At 70.8% G+C, this 19,239-nt stretch carries 16 protein-coding genes, 1 pseudogene and 1 riboswitch; of the genes and pseudogenes, 7 read left to right on the top strand and 10 right to left on the bottom strand.

Features of this window, described 5'->3' with window-relative positions:
• The coding region (locus ABH941_RS12815) for a CDP-glycerol glycerophosphotransferase family protein (protein ID WP_370129045.1) at positions 1 to 188 on the top strand (188 nt) is incomplete at its 5' end.
• 94 nt (positions 189 to 282) lie between these two features.
• On the opposite strand, the gene ABH941_RS12810 is transcribed toward ABH941_RS12815, so the two are convergent.
• The 3 genes from ABH941_RS12810 to trpS all read right to left on the bottom strand — a co-directional run bounded on the left by ABH941_RS12810 (position 283) and on the right by trpS (position 4,367).
• On the bottom strand, positions 283 to 2,592 hold the full coding sequence (locus ABH941_RS12810) for a CDP-glycerol glycerophosphotransferase family protein (RefSeq protein WP_370129044.1): 2,310 nt from the start codon (positions 2,590 to 2,592) through the stop codon (positions 283 to 285).
• A 196-nt stretch (positions 2,593 to 2,788) separates the two neighbouring features.
• Complete coding sequence (locus ABH941_RS12805; protein ID WP_370129043.1) at positions 2,789 to 3,346, bottom strand: 2'-5' RNA ligase family protein; 558 nt, start codon at positions 3,344 to 3,346, stop codon at positions 2,789 to 2,791.
• 1 nt (position 3,347) lies between these two features.
• Positions 3,348 to 4,367: a tryptophan--tRNA ligase gene (gene trpS / locus ABH941_RS12800; protein WP_370129042.1), complete on the bottom strand. Its 1,020-nt coding sequence runs from the start codon at positions 4,365 to 4,367 to the stop codon at positions 3,348 to 3,350.
• Between the two features lie 102 nt (positions 4,368 to 4,469).
• Here trpS and ABH941_RS12795 point away from each other — a divergent pair.
• Positions 4,470 to 4,967 (top strand): annotated as a pseudogene (locus ABH941_RS12795) (glycosyltransferase family 2 protein); the annotation flags it as partial.
• A 928-nt stretch (positions 4,968 to 5,895) separates the two neighbouring features.
• Here ABH941_RS12795 and ABH941_RS12790 read toward each other — a convergent pair.
• The 3 genes from ABH941_RS12790 to ABH941_RS12780 all read right to left on the bottom strand — a co-directional run bounded on the left by ABH941_RS12790 (position 5,896) and on the right by ABH941_RS12780 (position 9,906).
• Entirely contained in the window at positions 5,896 to 7,356 is a 1,461-nt protein-coding gene (locus ABH941_RS12790) for a hemolysin family protein (RefSeq protein ID WP_370129041.1), read from the bottom strand.
• Positions 7,357 to 7,505: 149 nt separating this feature from the next.
• Positions 7,506 to 8,753, bottom strand: a complete 1,248-nt coding sequence (gene glyA / locus ABH941_RS12785; RefSeq protein ID WP_370129040.1) for a serine hydroxymethyltransferase — start codon at positions 8,751 to 8,753, stop codon at positions 7,506 to 7,508.
• Positions 8,754 to 8,786: 33 nt separating this feature from the next.
• Positions 8,787 to 8,875: riboswitch (ZMP/ZTP riboswitch) on the bottom strand.
• Between the two features lie 41 nt (positions 8,876 to 8,916).
• A complete protein-coding gene (locus ABH941_RS12780) occupies positions 8,917 to 9,906 on the bottom strand; it encodes a malate dehydrogenase (protein WP_370129039.1) in 990 nt (329 codons plus the stop codon).
• Positions 9,907 to 10,349: 443 nt separating this feature from the next.
• On the opposite strand from ABH941_RS12780, the gene ABH941_RS12775 reads away from it, so the two are divergent.
• From ABH941_RS12775 to ABH941_RS12760, 4 genes are read left to right on the top strand one after another with little or no spacing between them, the layout of a single operon-like run.
• The gene (locus ABH941_RS12775; RefSeq protein ID WP_370129038.1) at positions 10,350 to 11,225 is read left to right on the top strand and encodes a hypothetical protein; all 876 of its coding nucleotides are present in this window, start codon (positions 10,350 to 10,352) and stop codon (positions 11,223 to 11,225) included.
• Positions 11,222 to 12,442 (top strand): hypothetical protein, encoded by a 1,221-nt coding sequence (locus ABH941_RS12770; protein ID WP_370129037.1) that lies wholly within the window; start codon positions 11,222 to 11,224, stop codon positions 12,440 to 12,442. The genes ABH941_RS12775 and ABH941_RS12770 overlap by 4 nt, the downstream gene beginning before the upstream one ends.
• Complete coding sequence (locus tag ABH941_RS12765; RefSeq protein WP_370129036.1) at positions 12,439 to 12,840, top strand: hypothetical protein; 402 nt, start codon at positions 12,439 to 12,441, stop codon at positions 12,838 to 12,840. The genes ABH941_RS12770 and ABH941_RS12765 overlap by 4 nt, the downstream gene beginning before the upstream one ends.
• Positions 12,837 to 13,952: a hypothetical protein gene (locus ABH941_RS12760; RefSeq protein ID WP_370129034.1), complete on the top strand. Its 1,116-nt coding sequence runs from the start codon at positions 12,837 to 12,839 to the stop codon at positions 13,950 to 13,952. The genes ABH941_RS12765 and ABH941_RS12760 overlap by 4 nt, the downstream gene beginning before the upstream one ends.
• Before the next feature lie 67 nt (positions 13,953 to 14,019).
• Here the strand turns inward: ABH941_RS12760 and ABH941_RS12755 are convergent, their stop codons facing one another.
• Entirely contained in the window at positions 14,020 to 14,553 is a 534-nt protein-coding gene (locus tag ABH941_RS12755; protein ID WP_370129033.1) for a DUF3017 domain-containing protein, read from the bottom strand.
• Positions 14,540 to 15,394 (bottom strand): bifunctional methylenetetrahydrofolate dehydrogenase/methenyltetrahydrofolate cyclohydrolase, encoded by an 855-nt coding sequence (locus ABH941_RS12750; protein ID WP_370129032.1) that lies wholly within the window; start codon positions 15,392 to 15,394, stop codon positions 14,540 to 14,542. The genes ABH941_RS12755 and ABH941_RS12750 overlap by 14 nt, the downstream gene beginning before the upstream one ends.
• A 459-nt stretch (positions 15,395 to 15,853) precedes the next feature.
• Here ABH941_RS12750 and ABH941_RS12745 point away from each other — a divergent pair, with 459 nt between their 5' ends.
• A complete protein-coding gene (locus tag ABH941_RS12745; protein WP_370129030.1) occupies positions 15,854 to 16,642 on the top strand; it encodes an RDD family protein in 789 nt (262 codons plus the stop codon).
• Positions 16,643 to 16,707: 65 nt separating this feature from the next.
• Here ABH941_RS12745 and purH read toward each other — a convergent pair whose 3' ends face one another.
• Together purH and purN are read right to left on the bottom strand one after the other, a co-directional pair.
• A complete protein-coding gene (gene purH, locus ABH941_RS12740; RefSeq protein ID WP_370129029.1) occupies positions 16,708 to 18,291 on the bottom strand; it encodes a bifunctional phosphoribosylaminoimidazolecarboxamide formyltransferase/IMP cyclohydrolase in 1,584 nt (527 codons plus the stop codon).
• Positions 18,292 to 18,330: 39 nt separating this feature from the next.
• Entirely contained in the window at positions 18,331 to 19,011 is a 681-nt protein-coding gene (gene purN, locus ABH941_RS12735) for a phosphoribosylglycinamide formyltransferase (RefSeq protein ID WP_370129028.1), read from the bottom strand.
• Positions 19,012 to 19,239: the final 228 nt, after the last annotated feature.

The raw sequence follows: 19,239 nt of genomic DNA, 5'->3' as shown, positions 1-19,239 counted from the left end.
ACCAGAACCAGGCCCCCGGACCCATCCTGCGCACCTCCACCGACCTCATCCACGCCCTCCAGGACATCGACGCCGCCACCAAGCCCCACACCGACGCCTACACCGCCTACCAACAGGCCTACAGCCCCTGGGACGACGGCAACGCCACCACCCGCGTCGTCGACGCCCTCCTGGAAGACCAGGGCTAGGAACAGAAGGGCTAGGAACAGAACGTCAAGAGGCCGGTGGCCGGAACCCTTCGGGGTTCCGGCCACCGGCCTCTTCCAGTGAGCTGAGTCGCCGTCAGGCGTGCGCCGTGGCGCTCTCGTCCACGTCCGAACGGGCGGCCGACGGCCGCGGCGCGGGGGTGCGCTCGTCCAGCGGGATGAACGGGATGTCGGCCGTCTCCCCCAGGAACACCCGGCGGACCACCCGCTCGGCCGCCCTGCCGTCGTCGAACTGGCAGAACCGCTCCCGGAAGGCGGCCCGCAGCTTCGCGGACTGCTCGCCCTCCCAGGCCCCCGAGCGGAACGCCTCGATCAGGCCCTCGACATCGGTGGCGACCACCCCGGGGGTGTCCCCGGGGCGTCCGGAGACCAGGTCGAGGTAGACCCCGCGGGACTCCTTGTAGACCTCCCAGTCGGGGGCGTGCACCACGATCGGCCGGTCCAGGTTGGCGTAGTCGAACATCACCGAGGAGTAGTCGCCGAGCAGCGCGTCCGAGGCCAGTGCCAGCTTCTCGACCGAGGGGTAGGCGGAGACGTCCCGCAGCACGCCGCGGCGGGTCTGCAGCTGGAGCCGCTTGTTGGCGCCGTAGAAGTAGTGCGCGCGCACCAGCACCACGTACTCGTCGCCCAGACCGGCGCAGAAGGCCTCCAGGTCCAGCGGGGGCACGAAGCCCTTGCGGTAGTCCCGGTGCGTGGGCGCGTACAGGATCGCCTTCTGGCCGGGCTCGATGCCCAGTTCGGCGCGGATCCGGGCGACGTCCTCGGCGGTGGCGTGCTGGTAGACGTCGTTGCGCGGGTAGCCGCTCTCCAGGGTGGTGTAGCTGCTCGGGTAGACCCGTTCCCAGACCTGGGTGGAGTGCCGGTTGGAGCTGAGGCTGACGTCCCACTGGTCGATGCTCTGGAGCATCTCGTTGAAGTTCATCGTGGCCGCGGGGTAGTCGCGCTGGTCCAGGCCCATCTTCTTCAGCGGGGTGCCGTGGTGGGTCTGGATGTACGTCTGCTCGGGGCGCTTGACGATGTCTCCGGACCAGCTGGCGTTGGTGACCAGGAACTCGGCCCTGGCCATCAGCTCCCAGTAGGCACGGGAGCCGGCGACGACGGTCTTCACGCCCTTGGGGGCGAGCGCGACGGCGTCCTTGTTCAGCACCCAGACCCCGCGCATGCCCGGGGCCAGCTCCTTGGCCTTGCGGTAGATCGCCTCGGGGTTGCAGGCGATCTGGCGGTTCCAGTACGCCTGGTAGGCGACCAGTCCCTTCTCGACCGGGCGGCGGAGATTGGCCCGGTAGATCGCCTTGATCGCCTTGCGGGCGGTGTTGTGGCGGCGCAGGCGCAGCTGCTTGCGGCCCTTGACCAGGGTGGTGCCGGCCCGCTCCACGGTACGGAAGCGCAGGTAGGAGCCGGTCTCCAGGGCGGCGGCACGCAGTCCGTCGGCCTCGGCCGGGCGGGTCCAGCCGGCCGGGCGGACCGCCCTGAGCGCCTCGGCCGCGGCGGCCAGGAAGCGGCGGCGGGCGGCGTCGGGCGCCTCCAGGGAGCGCCGCATGGTGGCCAGCGCGACGAGGAACATCTCGTCGTACAGCGCCGAGGCCAGCGCCTTCTGCTCGTCCTCGGTACCGGCCGGCCGGCCCTCCGGTGTGGCGAACGACTCCAGCACCTGCCGGTAGCCCTGCACCGCGAGCAGGCCGTCGCTGATGAGGATCTCCATCCAGCGGCCGACGGTGCGGCGGCGCAGGCGCTGGGTGCAGATCGCGTCGAGCGCGCCGACGCTCCGCGCGGCCAACAGGGTCCGCTCGGCCAGCACCAGGGACGGCAGCGCCGTCGAAGGCGCGAAGGCAGCGGAGTGCTCGACGTAGAAGTCCCGGCGCACGGCCCGGTTCCAGGGCAGCGGGGAGACCCGGACCGCCTGGGGGGCGGCAGCCGTGGCAAACTCGCCGTCACCGATCAGTTCGAGGTCGGCCAGCAGTTCGGCGTCGAGGCTGGGGGTGATCCGCGACAGCCAGTCCCGGCGCTCGTGGTCGAACAGCAGCAGTTCGGGGGAGCCCAGTTCGGTGAGGCGGTCGTCCAGCGCCTCCAGGGCCCCGGGCATCAGCAGCACATCGCTGTCCAGCAGCAGCAGGTAGTCGCCCTCGGCCCGGGCCGCGCCCAGGTCGCGCTCGGCGGAGAGACCGTCGTCCGTCGAGGGGGTCCCCGGGTTCTCGATCCTGATCACCCGGGAATCTGTTTGCGCGTACTCGTCAATCATTGCCGCGGCATCGCCGCCGGGTGCGCTGCCCACCAGAATCAGCTCCAGGTCCTGGAAGACCTGGGTCAGTACGGAGTCGAGGACGTCACGCAGGTAGGTGGCGTCCTCGGTGTGGGGTACTACGATGCTGAAGCGGGGCATGATCATCCATCAGATCGTGGGCATGGAACCGGTCTCAAGAGCTTGGTAAGAGCCAGCGCAGCGCCGCGTACCCCTGCCGGCCCTTGATTCCACACCTGACGTTAATCGATCGTTGTTCTTCACGTCTATTTACGTCTGGTCGCACTCTTAACAACCGTGTTTCGAATCTTCACATCCCGTCATGATTCCGGTCAGACCGTGTTCACCCTTGCCGCGGGTCGAAGCCGAAGCGGCGCAGCGGCCTCCAGACCTCGTCCGACCCGAACCGGTACAGGCTGAACCCCGGGACGGTGAAGTCGGCACGGTAGCCCCGGAGGTCGGCGAGGGCCTTGTCCAGGGCCACGGACCCGACCCCGTGCGCCACCGTCACATGCGGGTGGTAGGGGAAGTTCAGCTCCCGCGCCAGCACACCGGAGCGGACCGAGGCCTCCACCTCCCGGCACTCCCGCACGCCGGCCTCGACCCGGACGAAGACCACCGGGGAGACCGGCCGGAAACTGCCGCTGCCGTGCAGCAGCACCCGGAACGGCCGGTGCCCGGCCGCGGCGGCGGCCAGGTGCTCCTCGACCGCTCCCAGCGAGTCGACGGCCACCTCGGTCGGCGGCAGCAGGGTGATGTGCGTGGGTATCGCCCGGGCCAGCGGGTCTCCGTAGTCGGCGCGGGCGTCCTGGATCTCGGTGGCCCAGGGCTCGGGGACGGCGATCGAGACGCCGATGACCGTCATCCCCGGCCCGGCGGCCGGAATCGGACTGGTGGTCATCTCAGCGCTTCGCCGGAAGGAAGCCGATCCGGTCGTACACCGCGGCCAGCGTCTCCGAAGCCACCGCGCGGGCCTTCTCGGCGCCGCGCGCCAGCACCTCGTCCAGAGTCGCCGGATCGTCCAGGTAAGCCCGGGTGCGCTCCTGGATCGGGGCGACCCACTCGCTGAACGCGTCGGCGAGCTCGGTCTTCAGCGCCCCGTACATTTTGCCGTCGAAGTGATCCACCAATTCGGGCACGGAGCGGCCGCTGATCGCGGAGTAGATGCCGAGCAGGTTGGAGACGCCCGGCTTCTCCTTCTCGTCGAAGGAGACCACGGTGCCGGTGTCGGTGACCGCGCTGCGGAACTTCTTGGCACTTACCTTCGGCTCGTCCAGCAGGTTGACCAGGCCCTTGGCCGAGGAGGCCGACTTGCTCATCTTGGCGGTCGGGTCCTGCAGGTCGAAGACCTTGGCGGTCTCCTTGAGGATGTACGGGCTGGGCACGGTGAAGGTCGGCTCCGGGCCGTAGCGGTGGTTGAAGCGCTCGGCCAGGTCCCGGGTCAGCTCGACGTGCTGCCGCTGGTCCTCGCCCACCGGCACCTGGTTGGCCTGGTACAGCAGGATGTCGGCGACCTGCAGGATCGGATAGGTGAACAGGCCGACCGTGGTGCGGTCGGCGCCGTGCCTGGCGGTCTTGTCCTTGAACTGGGTCATCCGGGCCGCCTCGCCGAAGCCGGCCATGCAGTTCATCACCCAGCCGAGCTGGGCGTGCTCGGGGACGTGCGACTGCACGAACAGGGTGCAGCGCTCCGGGTCGAGCCCCACCCCGAGCAGCTGTGCGACCGACGCCCTGGTGTTCTCCCGCAGCGTCGCCGGGTCCTGCTCCACCGTGATCGCGTGCAGGTCCACGACGGCGTAGAAGGCGTCGTGCGAATCCTGCAGGGCCACCCACTGGCGCACCGCGCCGAGGTAGTTGCCCAGGTGGAACGACCCGGAGGTGGGCTGGATGCCGGAGAGGACGCGGGGGCGATCAGTGACCATGCCGCCCATTCTCTCAGGAAGCCGTACCCACTCCGTGCCGAGGACCGTTGATCGGTTGACCGTCAAAGAGGCGCTGACCGTCAGAGAAGCGGAGCCGCAGCCGTGCCACCAGCCGACGTGACCATCATCACTCCTGTTCACAACACCGGCGGGTATCTGCGGCGCTGGTACGACTCGTTACTGGCGCAGTCCATCGGCACGGACCGCTTCGAGGTCGTCGCCGTGGACGACGGCTCCGACGACGACAGCGTCCGACGGCTGGAGGGGCTGGCGGCCGAGCACCCCGGGCTGCTCATCGTCCTCCGGCTCCCCGACCGCGGCGGCCCGGCCCGGGCCCGCAACCTCGCCCTGGAGCGGGCGGCCGGCCGCTACCTCTACTTCGTCGACTCCGACGACTACCTCGGCCCCGAGGCGCTGGAGCGGGCCGTCGGCTTCGCCGACCGGCACGGCTCCGACGTGGTGCTGGCCCGGATGGTCGGCGAGAACGGCCGCAAGGTCGCCCAGTGGCTCTACCGGGAGACGGTGGTGGACGAGCCGTTCCCCGGCCCGCTGCTGCCCTGGTCGCTCAATGTGACCAAGCTCTACCGGCGCGAGCTGCTGGAGCGCTACCGGCTGCGCTTCCGCGAGGACCTGCCGGTCTACAGCGACCAGCCCTTCGCCCTGAAGGCGTATGCCCGGGCCGGACGGATCTCGGTCTACGCCGACTACCCCTGCTACCACCTGACGCGCCGTGACGACGGCAGCAACATCACCCTCACCGCCGACCCCGAGGACCGGCTGCGCGCCATCGAGGCGATCATGGCCACCACCCTCGCCTACACCGAACCTGGTCCGGGACGGGCCGAGTTCTTCCGGCGGCACCTGCAGTGGGAGCTGCTGCCGCTGGTCGGCCCCGCCGTGCTGGGCCTGGACCCGGCGGTGCGGCGGCGGCTGCTGCGCGGAGCCGGGAGGCTGCTCGCGCAGCACTGCGGGGACTGGACCGCCGACGGCCTGGCGGGCAGTCAGCTGCGCCGGGCCCGGCTGCTCCAGGACGGCCTGGCCGACGACTACCTGGACCTGCTGCGGCACGAGGCGGAGCACGGCACTCCGCCTCCGCCGCTGCGGGTGACCTCCGTCGGCTGGCAGCCACCGGACCGTCCCGGGACCGGACCGTCGCTGACCCTGTCGGCGGTGGGCCGCGGATCGGTGCGGGCCCGCCTCGTGCCCCGGCCCCGGGCCGGGGACCTGAGCGGGGACCGGGCGGTCCCTCCGGTCGAGCGGGCCGCCGTCGGCGCGCCGGCCGGTTCGGCGCCCGAACACACCGTCAGCCTGCCGCTGGCCGCGCTGCTGCCGCGGCGTGGCACCGCGGCGGGCAGCTGGTCGGTGCTGCTGGACACCGAGTACGCGGGACCCCGGGACACCCTGGCCGTCCCCGCGCCGGCCGCGCCGCTGCCCTCGCAGCGGATGTGGCACCGGGGGCTGCCCTACCGGGCCAGCGCCCAGGCCGGACCGGACGGTGCGCTGACGCTGGTGCTGGCGCGGGACCGGATCAGCCTCCGGCGGGCCGCCGGGTGGCGCCTGCATCGGGCCCGGCGTCGGCTCCGGGCGGTACTGCCGACCCGGGAGCCGCGTTCCCGCCCGCTTGAGGAGCCCCGCCCGCCTGTGGAGCCCCGCCCACCTGTGGAGCCTGGGCCGCCGAGTCCGCCTGCGGCGCCGGTGCCGCAGCAGCAGCGACCGCCCGGGTGACCCTGACCCGGTCCACCCGGCGGCCGTCCAGCGCCACGACGGCGAGCCGGTAGCCCGCGCCGACCTCCACCTGTTCGTCCAGCTCCGGCAGATGCCCCAGCTCGGACACGACGAAGCCGGCCACCGTCTCGTACGGCCCCTCCGGCAGCTCGACCCCGGTCTCCTCGGTGAAGTCGGCGAGATTGAGCAGCCCGTCCACCTCGATGCTGCCGCCGGCCAGCCTGCGGGTGGTGCTGAGCTCCTGCGAGTCGTACTCGTCCCTGATCTCGCCGATGACCTCCTCCACCAGGTCCTCCAGCGAGACGATCCCGGCGGTGCCGCCGTACTCGTCCACCACGATGGCCAGGTGGTGACCCTCGTGCCGCATCTCCGACATGGACGGCAGCACGCTCTTGGTCGCCGGCAGCAGCTTCACCGGACGGGCCAGATCGCGCACCGTCTGCGCGCCGCCGGCCTCCTGGTAGAGGTCGCGGACGTGCACGAACCCCACCACCGCGTCGTAGGAGCCGTCCACCACCGGGTAGCGGGAGTGCGGATAGCGGTTGATCTCCTGCCGCACCTCGTCCAGTCGGCGCGAGGCGTCCAGGAAGGTCACCTCGGTACGCGGCACCATCACCTCGCGCAGCTGCCGCTCCCCCGCCGCGAAGACCTCGCCGATCAGCCGTCGCTCGTCGCTGCTCAGCTCGGTGTTGGAGGCGACCAGCCCGCGGAGCTCCTCCGAGCTCATGGCGTTGCGCCCGGCGCCTGGGTCGCCGCCGAGCAGTCGCACCATCAGATTGGTCGAGCGGGACAGCAGCCAGATCACCGGACGCAGCACCACCGAGATGAAGTCCACCAGCGGCGCCGCGAGCAGGGCGATGGACTCGGCCCGCTGCAGCCCGATCCGCTTGGGCGTCAGCTCGCCGAGCACCAGCGACACATAGGAGATCAGCAGGGTCAGCACCACCAGCGACACGGCGTTCGCGACTCCGTCGCTGAGCCCCATCCCGGTGAACAGCGGCGCCACCTTGACGGCGAGCGTGTCCGCACCGAAGGCCGCCGACAGAAACCCCATGCAGGTCACCCCGACCTGCACCGCGGCCAGGAACCGGTTCGGGTCCCCAGCCAGATGCGCCGCCCGCGCCCCACGCTTCGTGCCCTGCTCGGCCAGGGCCTGGATCTGCCCCTCCCGGAGGGAGATCAGCGAGATCTCGGCGACATTGAAGATTCCACCGATGACGATGAAGACCAGGACCAGCCCGGCATCCTGCAGCGTTGCGCTCACGCGCTGCAGTTTATGCGGCGGGCGGAAGGCTCTACGCCGTGCATGGTTCTCGCGCAGTTCCCCGCGCCCCTGGGTGCTGCATGGTGAAGGTCTGCTGCAAGCTCAGCCATGCACAACATAGGGGCGCGGGGAACTGCGCGAACAACCATCTACGAACGTAGAACACTCAACCCCGGGGCCGGATACGCCTGCATCAGTTCAGCGACCTCGGCCCGCACCTTGGTGACGACCTCCTCGTCCCCCGTCACCACCCGATCGATCCACTCCGCCACCTGCGCCATCGCGTCCACCCCGATCCCGCGCGAGGTCAGGGACGGAGTCCCGATGCGGATGCCCGACGGGTCGAACGGCTTCCTGGTGTCATAGGGCACGCTGTTGTAGTTGACGACGATCCCGGCCCGGTCCAGCGCCTTGGCCGCCACCTTGCCGGGCACCCCCTTGCTGCTCAGATCGATCAGCAGCAGGTGGTTGTCGGTCCCGCCGGAGACCAGGTCGAAACCCCTCGCGGCGAGCTCCTCCCCCAGCGCCCGGGCGTTGCTGACGACCTGTCGGGCGTATGCCCGGAACTCCTCGCCGGAGGCCTCCCGCAGGGCGACCGCGATGGCCGCCGTGGTCTGGTTGTGCGGCCCGCCCTGCAGCCCGGGGAAGACCGCCCGGTCCAGCGCCCGCGCATGCTCCTCCGTGGACATCAGCATCGCGCCCCGCGGCCCGCGCAGCGTCTTGTGGGTGGTGGTGGAGATGACGTCCGCGTACCCGACCGGCGAGGGGTGCGCACCGCCCGCGACCAGCCCGGCGATGTGCGCGATGTCCGCGACCAGCACCGCGCCGACCTCGCGGGCGATCTCCGCGAACGCGGGGAAGTCGATGGTGCGCGGCACCGCCGTGCCCCCGCAGAAGATCACCTTCGGCCGCTCATTGAGCGCCAGCTCCCGCACCTGGTCCAGGTCGGTCCGCCCGGTCTCGCGATGCACGCCGTACTGCACGCCGCGGAACCAGGAGCCGGTGGCGGACACGCCCCAGCCGTGGGTGAGGTGACCGCCCATCGGCAGGGCCATGCCGAGCACAGTGTCGCCGGGCTTGAGGAAGGCCAGGTAGACGGCGAGGTTGGCGGGCGAGCCGGAGTACGGCTGGACGTTGGCGTGCTCGACGCCGAACAGCGCCTTGGCCCGCTCGATCGCCAGCGTCTCGATCTGGTCGATGTTCTGCTGGCCCTCGTAGTACCGCTTGCCCGGGTAGCCCTCGGAGTACTTGTTCTGCAGCACCGTGCCGGAGGCTTCCAGCACCGCGGCGGAGACGTAGTTCTCACTGGGGATCAGTCGCAGCGTGTCGGCCTGCAGCCGCTCCTCGGCGGCGACCAGGGCGGCGATCTCGGGGTCTGTGCTCTGCAACGCACTCATACGGCGTCCTCCGGGTCGTCCATCGAATGGTGACCCGGATGCCCAGGCGTACGGCACTCCGGTGGCGGCGCTCCGTCGCTCCCTCGTGGTTGCTTCCACGTTCGCCAGTCGCGACAGCCCCCACCCTAACGGGTGGGGGCTGTCGGTTGCGAAGGAGTTGCGACTAGATCAGCCCGAGCCCCGCCACCGCGTCCCGCTCCTCGATGAGCTCGGCGACCGAGGCATCGATCCGGGCCCGCGAGAAGTCGTTGATGTCCAGGCCCTGGACGATCTCGAACGTGCCGTCCTTCGCGGTGACCGGGAAGGAGGAGATGATGCCCGCGGGCACGCCGTAGGAGCCGTCGGAGACCACACCGGCGGAGGTCCAGTCGCCCTCGGCGGTGCCGTTGGTCCAGGTGAAGACATGGTCGATGGCGGCGTTCGCGGCCGAGGCGGCCGAGGAGGCGCCGCGGGCGTCGATGATGGCGGCGCCACGCTTGGCCACGGTCGGGATGAAGAAGTCCGACAGCCAGGCGTCGTCCGAGATGGCCTTGGCGGCGTTCTCGCCGTTGACCTCGGCGTGGAAGACGTCGGGGTACTGGGTGGCGGAGTGGTTGCCCCAGATCGTCAGCTTCTTGATCTCGGAGACCGAGACGCCGAGCTTCTTGGAGAGCTGGGCCACCGCGCGGTTGTGGTCCAGGCGGGTCATCGCGGTGAAGCGGTCCGCCGGTACGTCCGGGGCGTTGCGCTGGGCGATCAGCGCGTTGGTGTTGGCCGGGTTGCCGACGACCAGGACGCGGATGTCGTCCGCGGCGTTGTCGTTGATGGCCTTGCCCTGCGGGCCGAAGATGCCGCCGTTGGCGGAGAGCAGGTCACCGCGCTCCATGCCGGCGGTGCGCGGGCGGGCGCCCACGAGCAGACCGACGTTGGCGCCCTCGAAGCCCTTGTTCGGGTCGTCGAAGATGTCGATGCCGGCGAGCAGCGGGAAGGCGCAGTCGTCGAGCTCCATCGCGGTGCCCTCGGCGGCCTTGACGCCCTGCGGGATCTCCAGCAGACGCAGCTTCACCGGCACGTCGGGGCCGAGGAGGTGGCCGGAGGCGATGCGGAACAGCAGCGCGTAGCCGATCTGTCCGGCCGCGCCGGTGACGGTGACGTTGACGGGAGTGCTGGTCATGGTTGACGTCTCCTGCTGGTGCCTTTTGGGTGGTCAGGAGCTTCTTTCGAACGTCGGAGCACCTGATCGGTCTCTTGACTTCAAGAGACCGCTTGACAGGCTATCTCAGGAGGGGGACTCCTGGTGACGCCCCGGCGGACCTCCTGGGGCGTCCTTCGTCACGTTTGCCACTCGCCTATGCCGATCCAGCATAATTCCAGATCAAATCAGTATTTTGGGCTGGATTTCTCGATGCTGTCGGGCGCTGGTTCGATCGGGTACAAAGAGGCGTAATGGGCACGTCAGTTCGAGAGCGAAGCCACCCGCAATACCACGGATATGCGGCCCGTGGATCCTGCACGCCGGAATCTGCCGACTTCCGACATTTCCACTGAATCCGGCGCGATGCCGTGGCACGCTGGTTGTCTTGTAAGCAGATGGGGAAGTTTTGAGGGGGGCGCTTTATGTTCATGGCCGAGAGCAATGCGTTGCCGGGCTGGCGCGGCGGCGACGGAAACGCCGCCTATCTCGACAAGACCCTGCTGTTCCAGCCGATCGAGATGGACCTCAACGAGAGCGTGCCCATCAAGTTCCTGTGGCTCCTTCTGCTCCGGAGCTTCCTGGTGTCGTTCCTGCTGTCCCTGGTGGGTTTCCTGTTCGGAATGTTGCTCCTCATCACCGCGAGCCCGACCGCCGGCTCCGCCTGGATGGTCTTCTGCAGCCTCGTCTCCACGGCCGTCTTCTGGGTTGTCCTGCTCTTCTCCCGCACGCCCGAGGACATCGCCGAGTGGCGAGTGCTCCTGGCTGAGCGGTACGGCCGCCGTGACCACGCGTACCTCGGTATCCGTCAGGTGCTGAGCACGCGCGGTTTTCCGGTGGGGGTCGAGGAGAAGGATGGTCGGCTGATCCTCAGGGAGAGCAGCTACGTCGTCTACATCTCTGTCTTCACCTACGGCAGCAGCCTGTACCTCGGCTGGATGATGTGGCGCTCGCGTCGGGGCTACCAGCTCATCGGCCAGTACCTCCGCGACATGATTCAGGGTCTGCAAGGCCGTAACACGATCGAGTTGCAGATCCTGCGGAGCGAGCGCGCCCGTGCCCTGCGCGAGGCCGCGCACATCGCCTGCAGGGAGGGACTGGCCGTGGCGCTCTCCGACAGCGACGGTGGCTGGCCCGATCCGCAGGTGGAGCCACAACCCTCGTACGGCGGTGGGATTCCGGGACCCACCCCTGCAACGTACGAGTCGTACGGGTACGGGCCGGTGGGCGCCCCACCGGTCCCCGTCATGCCGCCGACACCGCCCTATGGAACTCAGGACGGGCAGGGCCAGCCGCGTTGATCACCGCCCAGGACGGATTCATCGATCTGTCGTGGGCGGGGGCGGCGTGGTGCGTCACCGGGGTCCGGCTGGAGCCGGACCCCACCATCGCCCACAATGCCTCGGCCCTCGGCCTGCCGGAGGAGGAGCGCCGCCGTCGCGCCGTCGCACGAGAGCGCGCCTGGCTCGCTGACGCGTGGGCCCCGGACGGCCGCTGCTGGGAACTGCGCTACGGCCCCAGCGGGCGGGGCGACGGTCGCCTCGACTGCGTCCTGCTGGCCCGTGCCTACGGACTCACGCCGGAGGCCGCCCGCACCGCGGCGTACCGGTTGCGCGAGCACCTCGACCGCCTGCCTTCCTCGGTCCGCGCCATCCCGCTCGGCACGCCACGGCTCACCTCCTGGCTGCGGCCCTTCGAGCCGTCCGAGTCGGCCCAGCCGACCGAGATCCGTCCCCGGGTGCATTGGAGCAAGCTCGCCCGCGCGGATGCGGCCTTCCCGTACGGTCTGTACGTGGATGCGCTGACCGCCGAGCCCATCGCCTGGGAGCCGCTGTGGACCGAACTCACCCGGATCGACGGGATGTTCACTCTCGGGATCAGGCTCGAACCGATGCCTTGGCGCCATCAGGACGCGGCGATGCTGGACCGGCTGCTCACCGAGTACTCGGCGCTGGAGCGGCCCGGCCGGTTCAACCCCGCCATCGGCCGACAGGAGGAGGCCCTGCCGTTCGCCCGGCAGGCAGTCGCCGGCTACACCCGACTCCGGCACGTGGCATCGACCGAATACGCGTATCGGCTCCGCACCACCCTGGCCTGCGCGGACCGGGCCACCGATCAGTCCGCTGCCCAGGCTGCGCACCTGCTGGCCGCGACGTTCGGCGGACCCGGCCAGGACGGGTCGCGTGCGGTCGCACGGCCCGTCCAGGACCACGGGGAACGCCGGGCCGCCTGGCATGCGTTCACCCATCTGCACGACGTGTGGCTGCCCCGGACCCGCGAGCAGGAATTCCCCTACGCCTTCGGTGAGTTCGAGCGGATGCTGGCGGACCGGGTCGGCGTCTTCGAAGCCTCGGCCGTCTTCCGGCTGCCCACAGAGACCAGTGGCCACCTGCCGCTGTTCTCCGTCGGCGCGCCCGCCGGAGCCACTGCGACGCCCACCACCCTGCCGCCCTGGACCGCCTCCGAACCCGGACTGCCGCCGCCACCCCCGGGATTCACCGACGGAAGGACCCCGTGACCCACCTCACCCTCACCTTCGACGGATCGAAGGAAGAAGCCGGCGAACTGCACCGGTCCCTCGCCACCTGGCTGAGCATGGACAAACGGCTGGGGCGTGCCACCCGACTGGTCGAGGAGCCACCGCCGCCCGGCGCACTCGGCGGTCTTGCCACCGCCGTCGAGCTGGTCACCGCGAGCACTCCCGTGCTCAGCGCCGCCGTCGGCGCACTCGGCTACTGGCTCGGTCAGCGCATGACCGGCCACCCCATCAGCTTCACCGTCACCCGCGCGGACGGCAGTTCGCGAAGCTTCAGCGCCGACCGCCGCGACCGGGACCTCGTCCTCGCCGAACTCGAACGGTTCGCCCGGCAGGAGCGCGCGGCCCAGCCCGGCGGCCCTGGTGCCACCGCACCGTGACACCTCCCCCAGCCGTTCCGCCCGAGCCGGGCAACGCGCTGGCCGTACTCGTCGGCACGGCCAGCCAGGTGCGTCCCGATGAGCTTCCGGCCGTGCCGCAAGCCGCACAGAGCGTGCGCGCCCTGGCGGACGCGCTCATCGGGCCCCACGGCTGCTTCGACCACCCCGCCGGCGTACGTACGATCATCGACCCTCCCGACGCGAACGCGGTCCTGGAAGCCATCGTTCGCACCAGAGCCGATGCGCCTGCGGACCGTGCACCCGATGTACTGCTCTTCTACTTCGCCGGACACGGATTCGCCGTCGACGACGAGCGGCAACTGCGCCTGGCCCTCCCCGCGACACTGTCCACCCGTCGCGGCGACGGACCGTCGCTGCCCATCGGCGAGGTCTTCGCAGCGATGACCAGGACCGGCGCACGACGGCCCGTCGCGATACTCGACTGCTGCTTTTCCGGACTGGCCCTGCACGCCCCGCAAGCCGCTCGCATCCATCTGCTGACCGCAGCCGGAGAGGGGTACCAAGCAGGCTTCCTGACCGGCCGCCCGGACCTGCCGACCGCTTTCACCGGTGCCCTGGTGGCTCTCCTGCGCCATGGCGTGCCCGACGCGGGACCGCATCTCGATCTCGGCACCCTCTACCGGCAGCTCGCCGTCACCATGCCCGCTGCCGACCCGCCGCGCCCGGAACCCGCCCAACGCGCCGTCGACGACAGCGCCGACTTGGCCCTCGCGGTGAACCCCGCAGACGGCACCACCCGCAGCCGCACGGGACTGCGCCGGCGTCACAGCTTCGCGCTGAACGCCCGGACGGCGGCCCGTCGGGCAGCCGACTTCGACGACCGCAACCGGGCCGTGCGGCATCTGGGCCTGGCCGTCCACGAGATGCGCGCCGTAGCCGCCGATGCGACCAGGGCCCTGGGGCCCAGCGACCCGGAAACCCTCTACTACCAGGAGCTGGCGGCGGTGCTCCTCGGCGAGTCCGGTGGCGTGGATGAGGCACGGACCCTGCTCGGCCGGCTAGCCGCCCAACTCGAGGGTCGCCCGGCCCACGCCGAGCGACTCGCGTCAGTACAGGCAAGCCTGACCCGCTGGGACCCGGCACGGAACTGACGGAACGCGCCGCGCGGGAGCCCTGCCGGATGCCCCACGCCACCACTCAGCGACTTCGCCAACGGAATCAGCCCTGCGCTCGGCCGAAGAAACGCGCGATGTCGTTGACGAACGGCAGTGTGATCACCGGATTGGGTTCCGAGGCCAGTGCCAGCACCACGATCGCCACGCCGAGCACCCCCATGACCAGCACATCGGTGAACCGGCTGCGCACCGCCAGCATCCCCACCTCGGGGAGCGCGATCCGCAGCGCACAGCCGACCAGCAGTGCGACGCCGATCGTGATCACGCCCGGACGGAAGGCGTTGAACGAGGTCACCGCCAGTCCCACGGCGACCAGGGTGAGCACGACCACTATCGGCCACTGCCGGACCGGGACCGGGTGGCTGCGGTCGGCCGCGGCGGCGGAACCCTCGGGCGGGAAGGTCCCGGTGGTGGGGTCGGCGCGGCGCCGGGAGCGCGGCGAGACCGCCGCCGCGGCCGCCGACACAACCTCTGCGGCCTGGTCGGCCGTCGACTCGGACGACTCCGGCGACCCCGACGGCTTCGACGAGTGCTTGGGCCCCGACGGGCGGCCCGGCCCGGACTCAGCCCTCGGCACGCTCGGCCGCCTCGACCACATTGCTCAGCAGCATCGCCCGGGTCATCGGTCCGACCCCGCCCGGGTTGGGTGACAGCCAACCGGCCACCTCCGCCACGCCGGGGTGGACGTCGCCGAGCAGCTTGCCGTTCTCGTCGCGACTGACGCCGACGTCCAGCACGGCCGCGCCGGGGCGCACGTCCTCGGGCTTGACCAGGTGCGTCACGCCGGCGGCGGCGACGATGATGTCGGCGCTGCGCAGGTGCGCGGACAGGTCGCGGGTGCCGGTGTGGGTGAGGGTGACGGTCGCGTTCTCGCTGCGGCGGGTGAGCAGCAGCCCGATCGAGCGGCCCACGGTGATCCCGCGGCCGACCACCACCACATGCGCGCCGTTGGTCTCCACCTTGTGCCGGTGCAGCAGCTCGACGATGCCGTTCGGAGTGCACGGCAGCGGCGCGTCGATGCCCAGGACCAGCCGGCCCAGGCTCATCGGGTGCAGGCCGTCGGCGTCCTTGGCCGGGTCCATCAGCTCCAGCACGCGCTTCTCGTCCAGGCCCCTGGGCAGCGGCAGCTGGACGATGTAGCCGGTGCAGGCCGGATTGGCGTTGAGCTCGCGGACGACCTCCTCGACGTCGCTCTGGGTGGCGTCGGCGGGCAGTTCGCGCTGGATGCTGGCGATGCCGACCTCGGCGCAGTCCCGGTGCTTGCCGCGGACGTAGGAGTGGCTTCCGGGATCGTCGCCGACCAGGACGGTGCCGAGGCCGGGCTGGACGCCCCTGGCCTTCAGGGCTTCGATCCGTACGGCGAGCTCGGACTTGATCGCGGCGGCGGTGGCCTTGCCATCGAGAATCTGGGCGGTCATGGGCCCATTCTCGCGGATCGGGACGGCAGGTCGTTACCGAGGTGGTTTCAAGGTCCGCACCTGGCGGCGTGCGGGCATCCGGTTGCAGATCCGCCCCAAGTACGCACAGGCGTGCGAAGTAGCTGGACAGGATCGCACCAGATTGGAACGATGGGACTAGCAATTTGATACGCCCCAACGGCCTGTCACGAATGACAGGGACGTCTGGAAGCGGTCGGAACTCGGGGGAGACAGTGCGCGGTCATCAGCAGTCGCCAGTGACGTCCCGCCAGTGGACCCAGGCGACTCACACCAGCCGGCGAGGCCCTGCCCAGGCAACCACGGCTCCGGCTTGTACGGGGAGCACCGACCGCACTGTCATGCCCATCCGATAATCGCGCCGCGTTCTCACCGGTACGGCCCATGCCTGCGGTGTCCCGGAGCGTGCACTCGTTCACCTTTCCTGCCCGGAGGCAAACCGTGTCCTATCCTCCCGATCCCAACAACCCCTATGGCCAGCCGCAACAGCCCCCGCAGCAGGCGGGCTACGGCTACCCGCAGCAGGCTCCGCAGGGCGTCCCGCAGCAGCCCGGCTACGGCTACCCACAGGGCCAGCCCCAGCAGCAGCCCCAGTACGGCTACCCGCAGCAGCCCCCGGTCCCGCCGCAGGGCGAGTACGGCTACCAGCAGCCGGGCTACCCGCCGCAGCAGCCCGGCTACGACCCCAACGCCTACGGGTACCAGCCGCAGCCGGTTCCGGGCGTGGCCCAGGGCGCCTCGGGTTATGTGACCATCCCCACCGGGACCTTCCAGATCGCCTCCTACGGCGCGCGCTTCGGCGCCCGGCTGCTGGACAGCATCTTCGTCGGCATCCTGTACGCCATCTTCGCGTTCGGCATTCTCGGCGCCTTGTCCGCCACCACCTCGTCCAGTGACCCGGGCACCGCGGTGGGCGCCGCCTTCGGCGCGATGATTCTCGACTGGTTCATCTTCGCGGTGCTGTTCCTGGGCTGGGACACCGCCTTCGTGGCCTGGAAGGGCGCGACCCCCGGCAAGATGATCCTCGGCCTCCTGGTCGTCGACGAGCGCACCGGCGTCAAGCCGAGCTTCGGCGGCGCGCTGACCCGCTGGGGCTTCCCCGTCGGGCTCAACTTTCTGACCTGCGGCATCGGGCTGATCCTGATCTACATCTCGCCGTTCTTCGACAACACCGGCAAGCTCCGCGGCTGGCACGACAAGGCCGCCAACACCGTGGTGATCAAGCCCTGACAGCACGCGGAGGCCCGCTGTCCCGTTCGCGGGGACAGCGGGCCTCCGTGCGTTCGGCGACTCGATCAGTGGAAGAAGTGCCGGGTGCCCGTCAGGTACATCGTCACCCCGGCGGCCTTGGCCGCCTCGATCACCTGGTCGTCACGGATCGACCCGCCCGGCTGGACGACCGCCTTGACCCCCGCGGCGAGCAGGATCTCCAGCCCGTCGGGGAACGGGAAGAAGGCGTCCGACGCGGCGTAGGACCCGGCCGCGCGCTCACCGGCCCGCTCGACCGCGAGCCTGGCCGAGTCCACCCGGTTGACCTGGCCCATGCCGACGCCGACCGAGGCGCCGTCCGAAGCCAGCAGGATCGCATTGGACTTGACGGCCCGACAGGCGCGCCAGGCGAAGGACAGCTCGGCGAGCTCCTCCGGGGAGAGCGCGTCGCCGGCGGCCAGGGTCCAGGTCGACGGGTCGTCACCGGCGGCGTCGATCCGGTCGGCCTGCTGCAGCAGCACCCCGCCGGTGACCGCGCGGGTCTCGATCGCGGCCGCCGCCGGAGTGCCCCGCAGTACCCGGATGTTCTTCTTCTGCGCCAGCACCTCGACCGCGCCGTCCGCGTAGGAGGGGGCGAAGACGACCTCGGTGAAGATCGGCGCGATCTGCTCCGCCAGCTCCACGGTGACCTCGCGGTTCACCGCGATGACGCCGCCGTAGGCCGAGACCGGGTCGCAGGCGTGCGCCTTGCGGTGCGCCTCGGCCACGTCCGCGCCGACCGCGATGCCGCAGGGGTTGGCGTGCTTGATGATCGCGACGCAGGGCCGGTCCTGGTCGTAGGCGGCACGGACGGCGGCATCGGTGTCGGCGTAGTTGTTGTACGACATCTCCTTGCCGTGCAGCTGCTCCGCCGCGGCGAGGCCGCTCCCGCTGCCGTCCACGTAGAGCGCGGCGGCCTGGTGCGGGTTCTCCCCGTAGCGCAGCACGTTCTCGCGGTCCCAGGTGGCGCCGAGGAAGGCCGGGAACGCCTCCTCGTCGGCGGGGGCGTACTCAGAGGCGAACCAGGAGGCGACGGCCACGTCGTAGGCGGCGGTGTGGGCGAAGGCCTCACCGGCCAGCCGCTTGCGGGTGGCCAGGTCGAAGCCGCCGGCCGAGGCCGCGGCGAGGACGTCGGCGTAGCGGGCCGGGGAGGTGACCACCGCGACCGAGGGGTGGTTCTTGGCGGCGGCGCGGACCATGCTGGGGCCGCCGATGTCGATCTGCTCGACGCACTCGTCCGGGCTCGCGCCGGAGGCGACGGTGGCCTTGAACGGGTAGAGGTTGACCACCACCAGGTCGAACGGCGCGACGCCCAGCTCGTCCAGCTGCTCGCGGTGCGAGGCCAGCCGCAGGTCGGCCAGGATTCCGGCGTGGACGCGCGGGTGCAGCGTCTTGACCCGGCCGTCCAGGCACTCGGGGAAGCCGGTCAGCTCCTCGACCGGGGTGACCGGGACGCCGGCCGCAGCGATCCGCGCGGCGGTGGAACCGGTGGACACCAGCTCGACACCGGCGGCGTGCAGGCCCTGTGCCAGCTCCTCCAGCCCGGTCTTGTCGTAGACGCTGACGAGGGCGCGGCGGAGCGGCCGTTGGTTTTCCGAGGTGGGCGCGGGCTGAGTGCTGCCGGAGCTCATTGCTGGTCCTTCGGTGTGTGGTGGTCCGTCAGAGGAGGTTCAGGAGAGTGGGGGCGGAGCGGGGAGGGGCAGGACGCGGCGCCCGTCGACACGGTGGCCCTCGCGGGCCAGCCGGCCCACGGCCTCGACCAGCAGTCCGCGCTCGACGGCCTTGATGCGCTCGTGCAGTGCCTCGCCGCCGTCCTCGTGGTCGGCGTCGGTCACCTCGACCACGCCCTGGGCGATGATCGGCCCGGTGTCCACGCCCTCATCGACGAGGTGGACGGTGCAGCCGGTCACCTTGACGCCGTAGGCGAGGGCGTCCCGCACCCCGTGCGCGCCGGGGAACGAGGGGAGCAGGGCGGGGTGGGTGTTGACGATGCGGCCCTCGAAGCGGCGCATGAAGCCGCCGCCGAGGATCTTCATGAAGCCCGCGGAGACCACCAGGTCGGGCGTGTACTCCGCGGTGGCCGCGGTCAGCGCCGCGTCCCAGTCGGTGCGCTCCGGGAAGTCCTTCACCCGGAGCACGAAGGTGGGGAGGCCGGCCGCCTCGGCCCGCTGGAGACCGGCGATGCCGTCCCGGTCCGCGCCGACGGCGGTGATCACAGCTCCGTACGCCGGGTCGGCGCAGGCGTCGATCAGGGCCTGCAGGTTGGTCCCGGAACCGGACACCAGGACGACGAGGCGGGCGGGGGCGGCGGGAGCGGGGTAGTCAGAGGCTTGGGCGTCGACGTACGTCAAAGCACGGTCCTCACGTCACGGCACGGCCGTCCCTGAGGCGTACTCGGCCGAACGGCACACTGCGCATCCAGGGCAAACCGGGCTATCCGGATAGAAGGTGCGGCGCGAAGCGCCACGTTGGAAGGGTGGTGGTGGGCAGGGGGTCCCCCCGGCCGGAGGCTGGGGGAGGGTGGGCACGGGGTGTCATCTTGTGACCGGCATCCGTGTCCGCCGAAGGGGCCGACGACG

It is taken from the genome of Streptacidiphilus sp. EB103A (assembly GCF_041261405.1).
Taxonomy (GTDB): Bacteria; Actinomycetota; Actinomycetes; order Streptomycetales; family Streptomycetaceae; genus Streptacidiphilus.
Note: the sequence above shows the minus strand (reverse complement) of the source record. Positions and strands in the feature narration are given on the sequence as shown.

Coding starts and splice junctions, on each gene's coding strand:
- ABH941_RS12805 (WP_370129043.1), bottom strand. CDS start 3,346: ATGACCACCAGTCCGATTCCGGCCGCCGGGCCGGGGATGACGGTCATC.
- trpS (WP_370129042.1), bottom strand. CDS start 4,367: ATGGTCACTGATCGCCCCCGCGTCCTCTCCGGCATCCAGCCCACCTCC.
- glyA (WP_370129040.1), bottom strand. CDS start 8,753: ATGAGTGCGTTGCAGAGCACAGACCCCGAGATCGCCGCCCTGGTCGCC.
- purH (WP_370129029.1), bottom strand. CDS start 18,291: ATGAGCTCCGGCAGCACTCAGCCCGCGCCCACCTCGGAAAACCAACGG.
- ABH941_RS12810 (WP_370129044.1), bottom strand. CDS start 2,592: ATGATCATGCCCCGCTTCAGCATCGTAGTACCCCACACCGAGGACGCC.
- ABH941_RS12775 (WP_370129038.1), top strand. CDS start 10,350: ATGTTCATGGCCGAGAGCAATGCGTTGCCGGGCTGGCGCGGCGGCGAC.
- ABH941_RS12780 (WP_370129039.1), bottom strand. CDS start 9,906: ATGACCAGCACTCCCGTCAACGTCACCGTCACCGGCGCGGCCGGACAG.
- ABH941_RS12750 (WP_370129032.1), bottom strand. CDS start 15,394: ATGACCGCCCAGATTCTCGATGGCAAGGCCACCGCCGCCGCGATCAAG.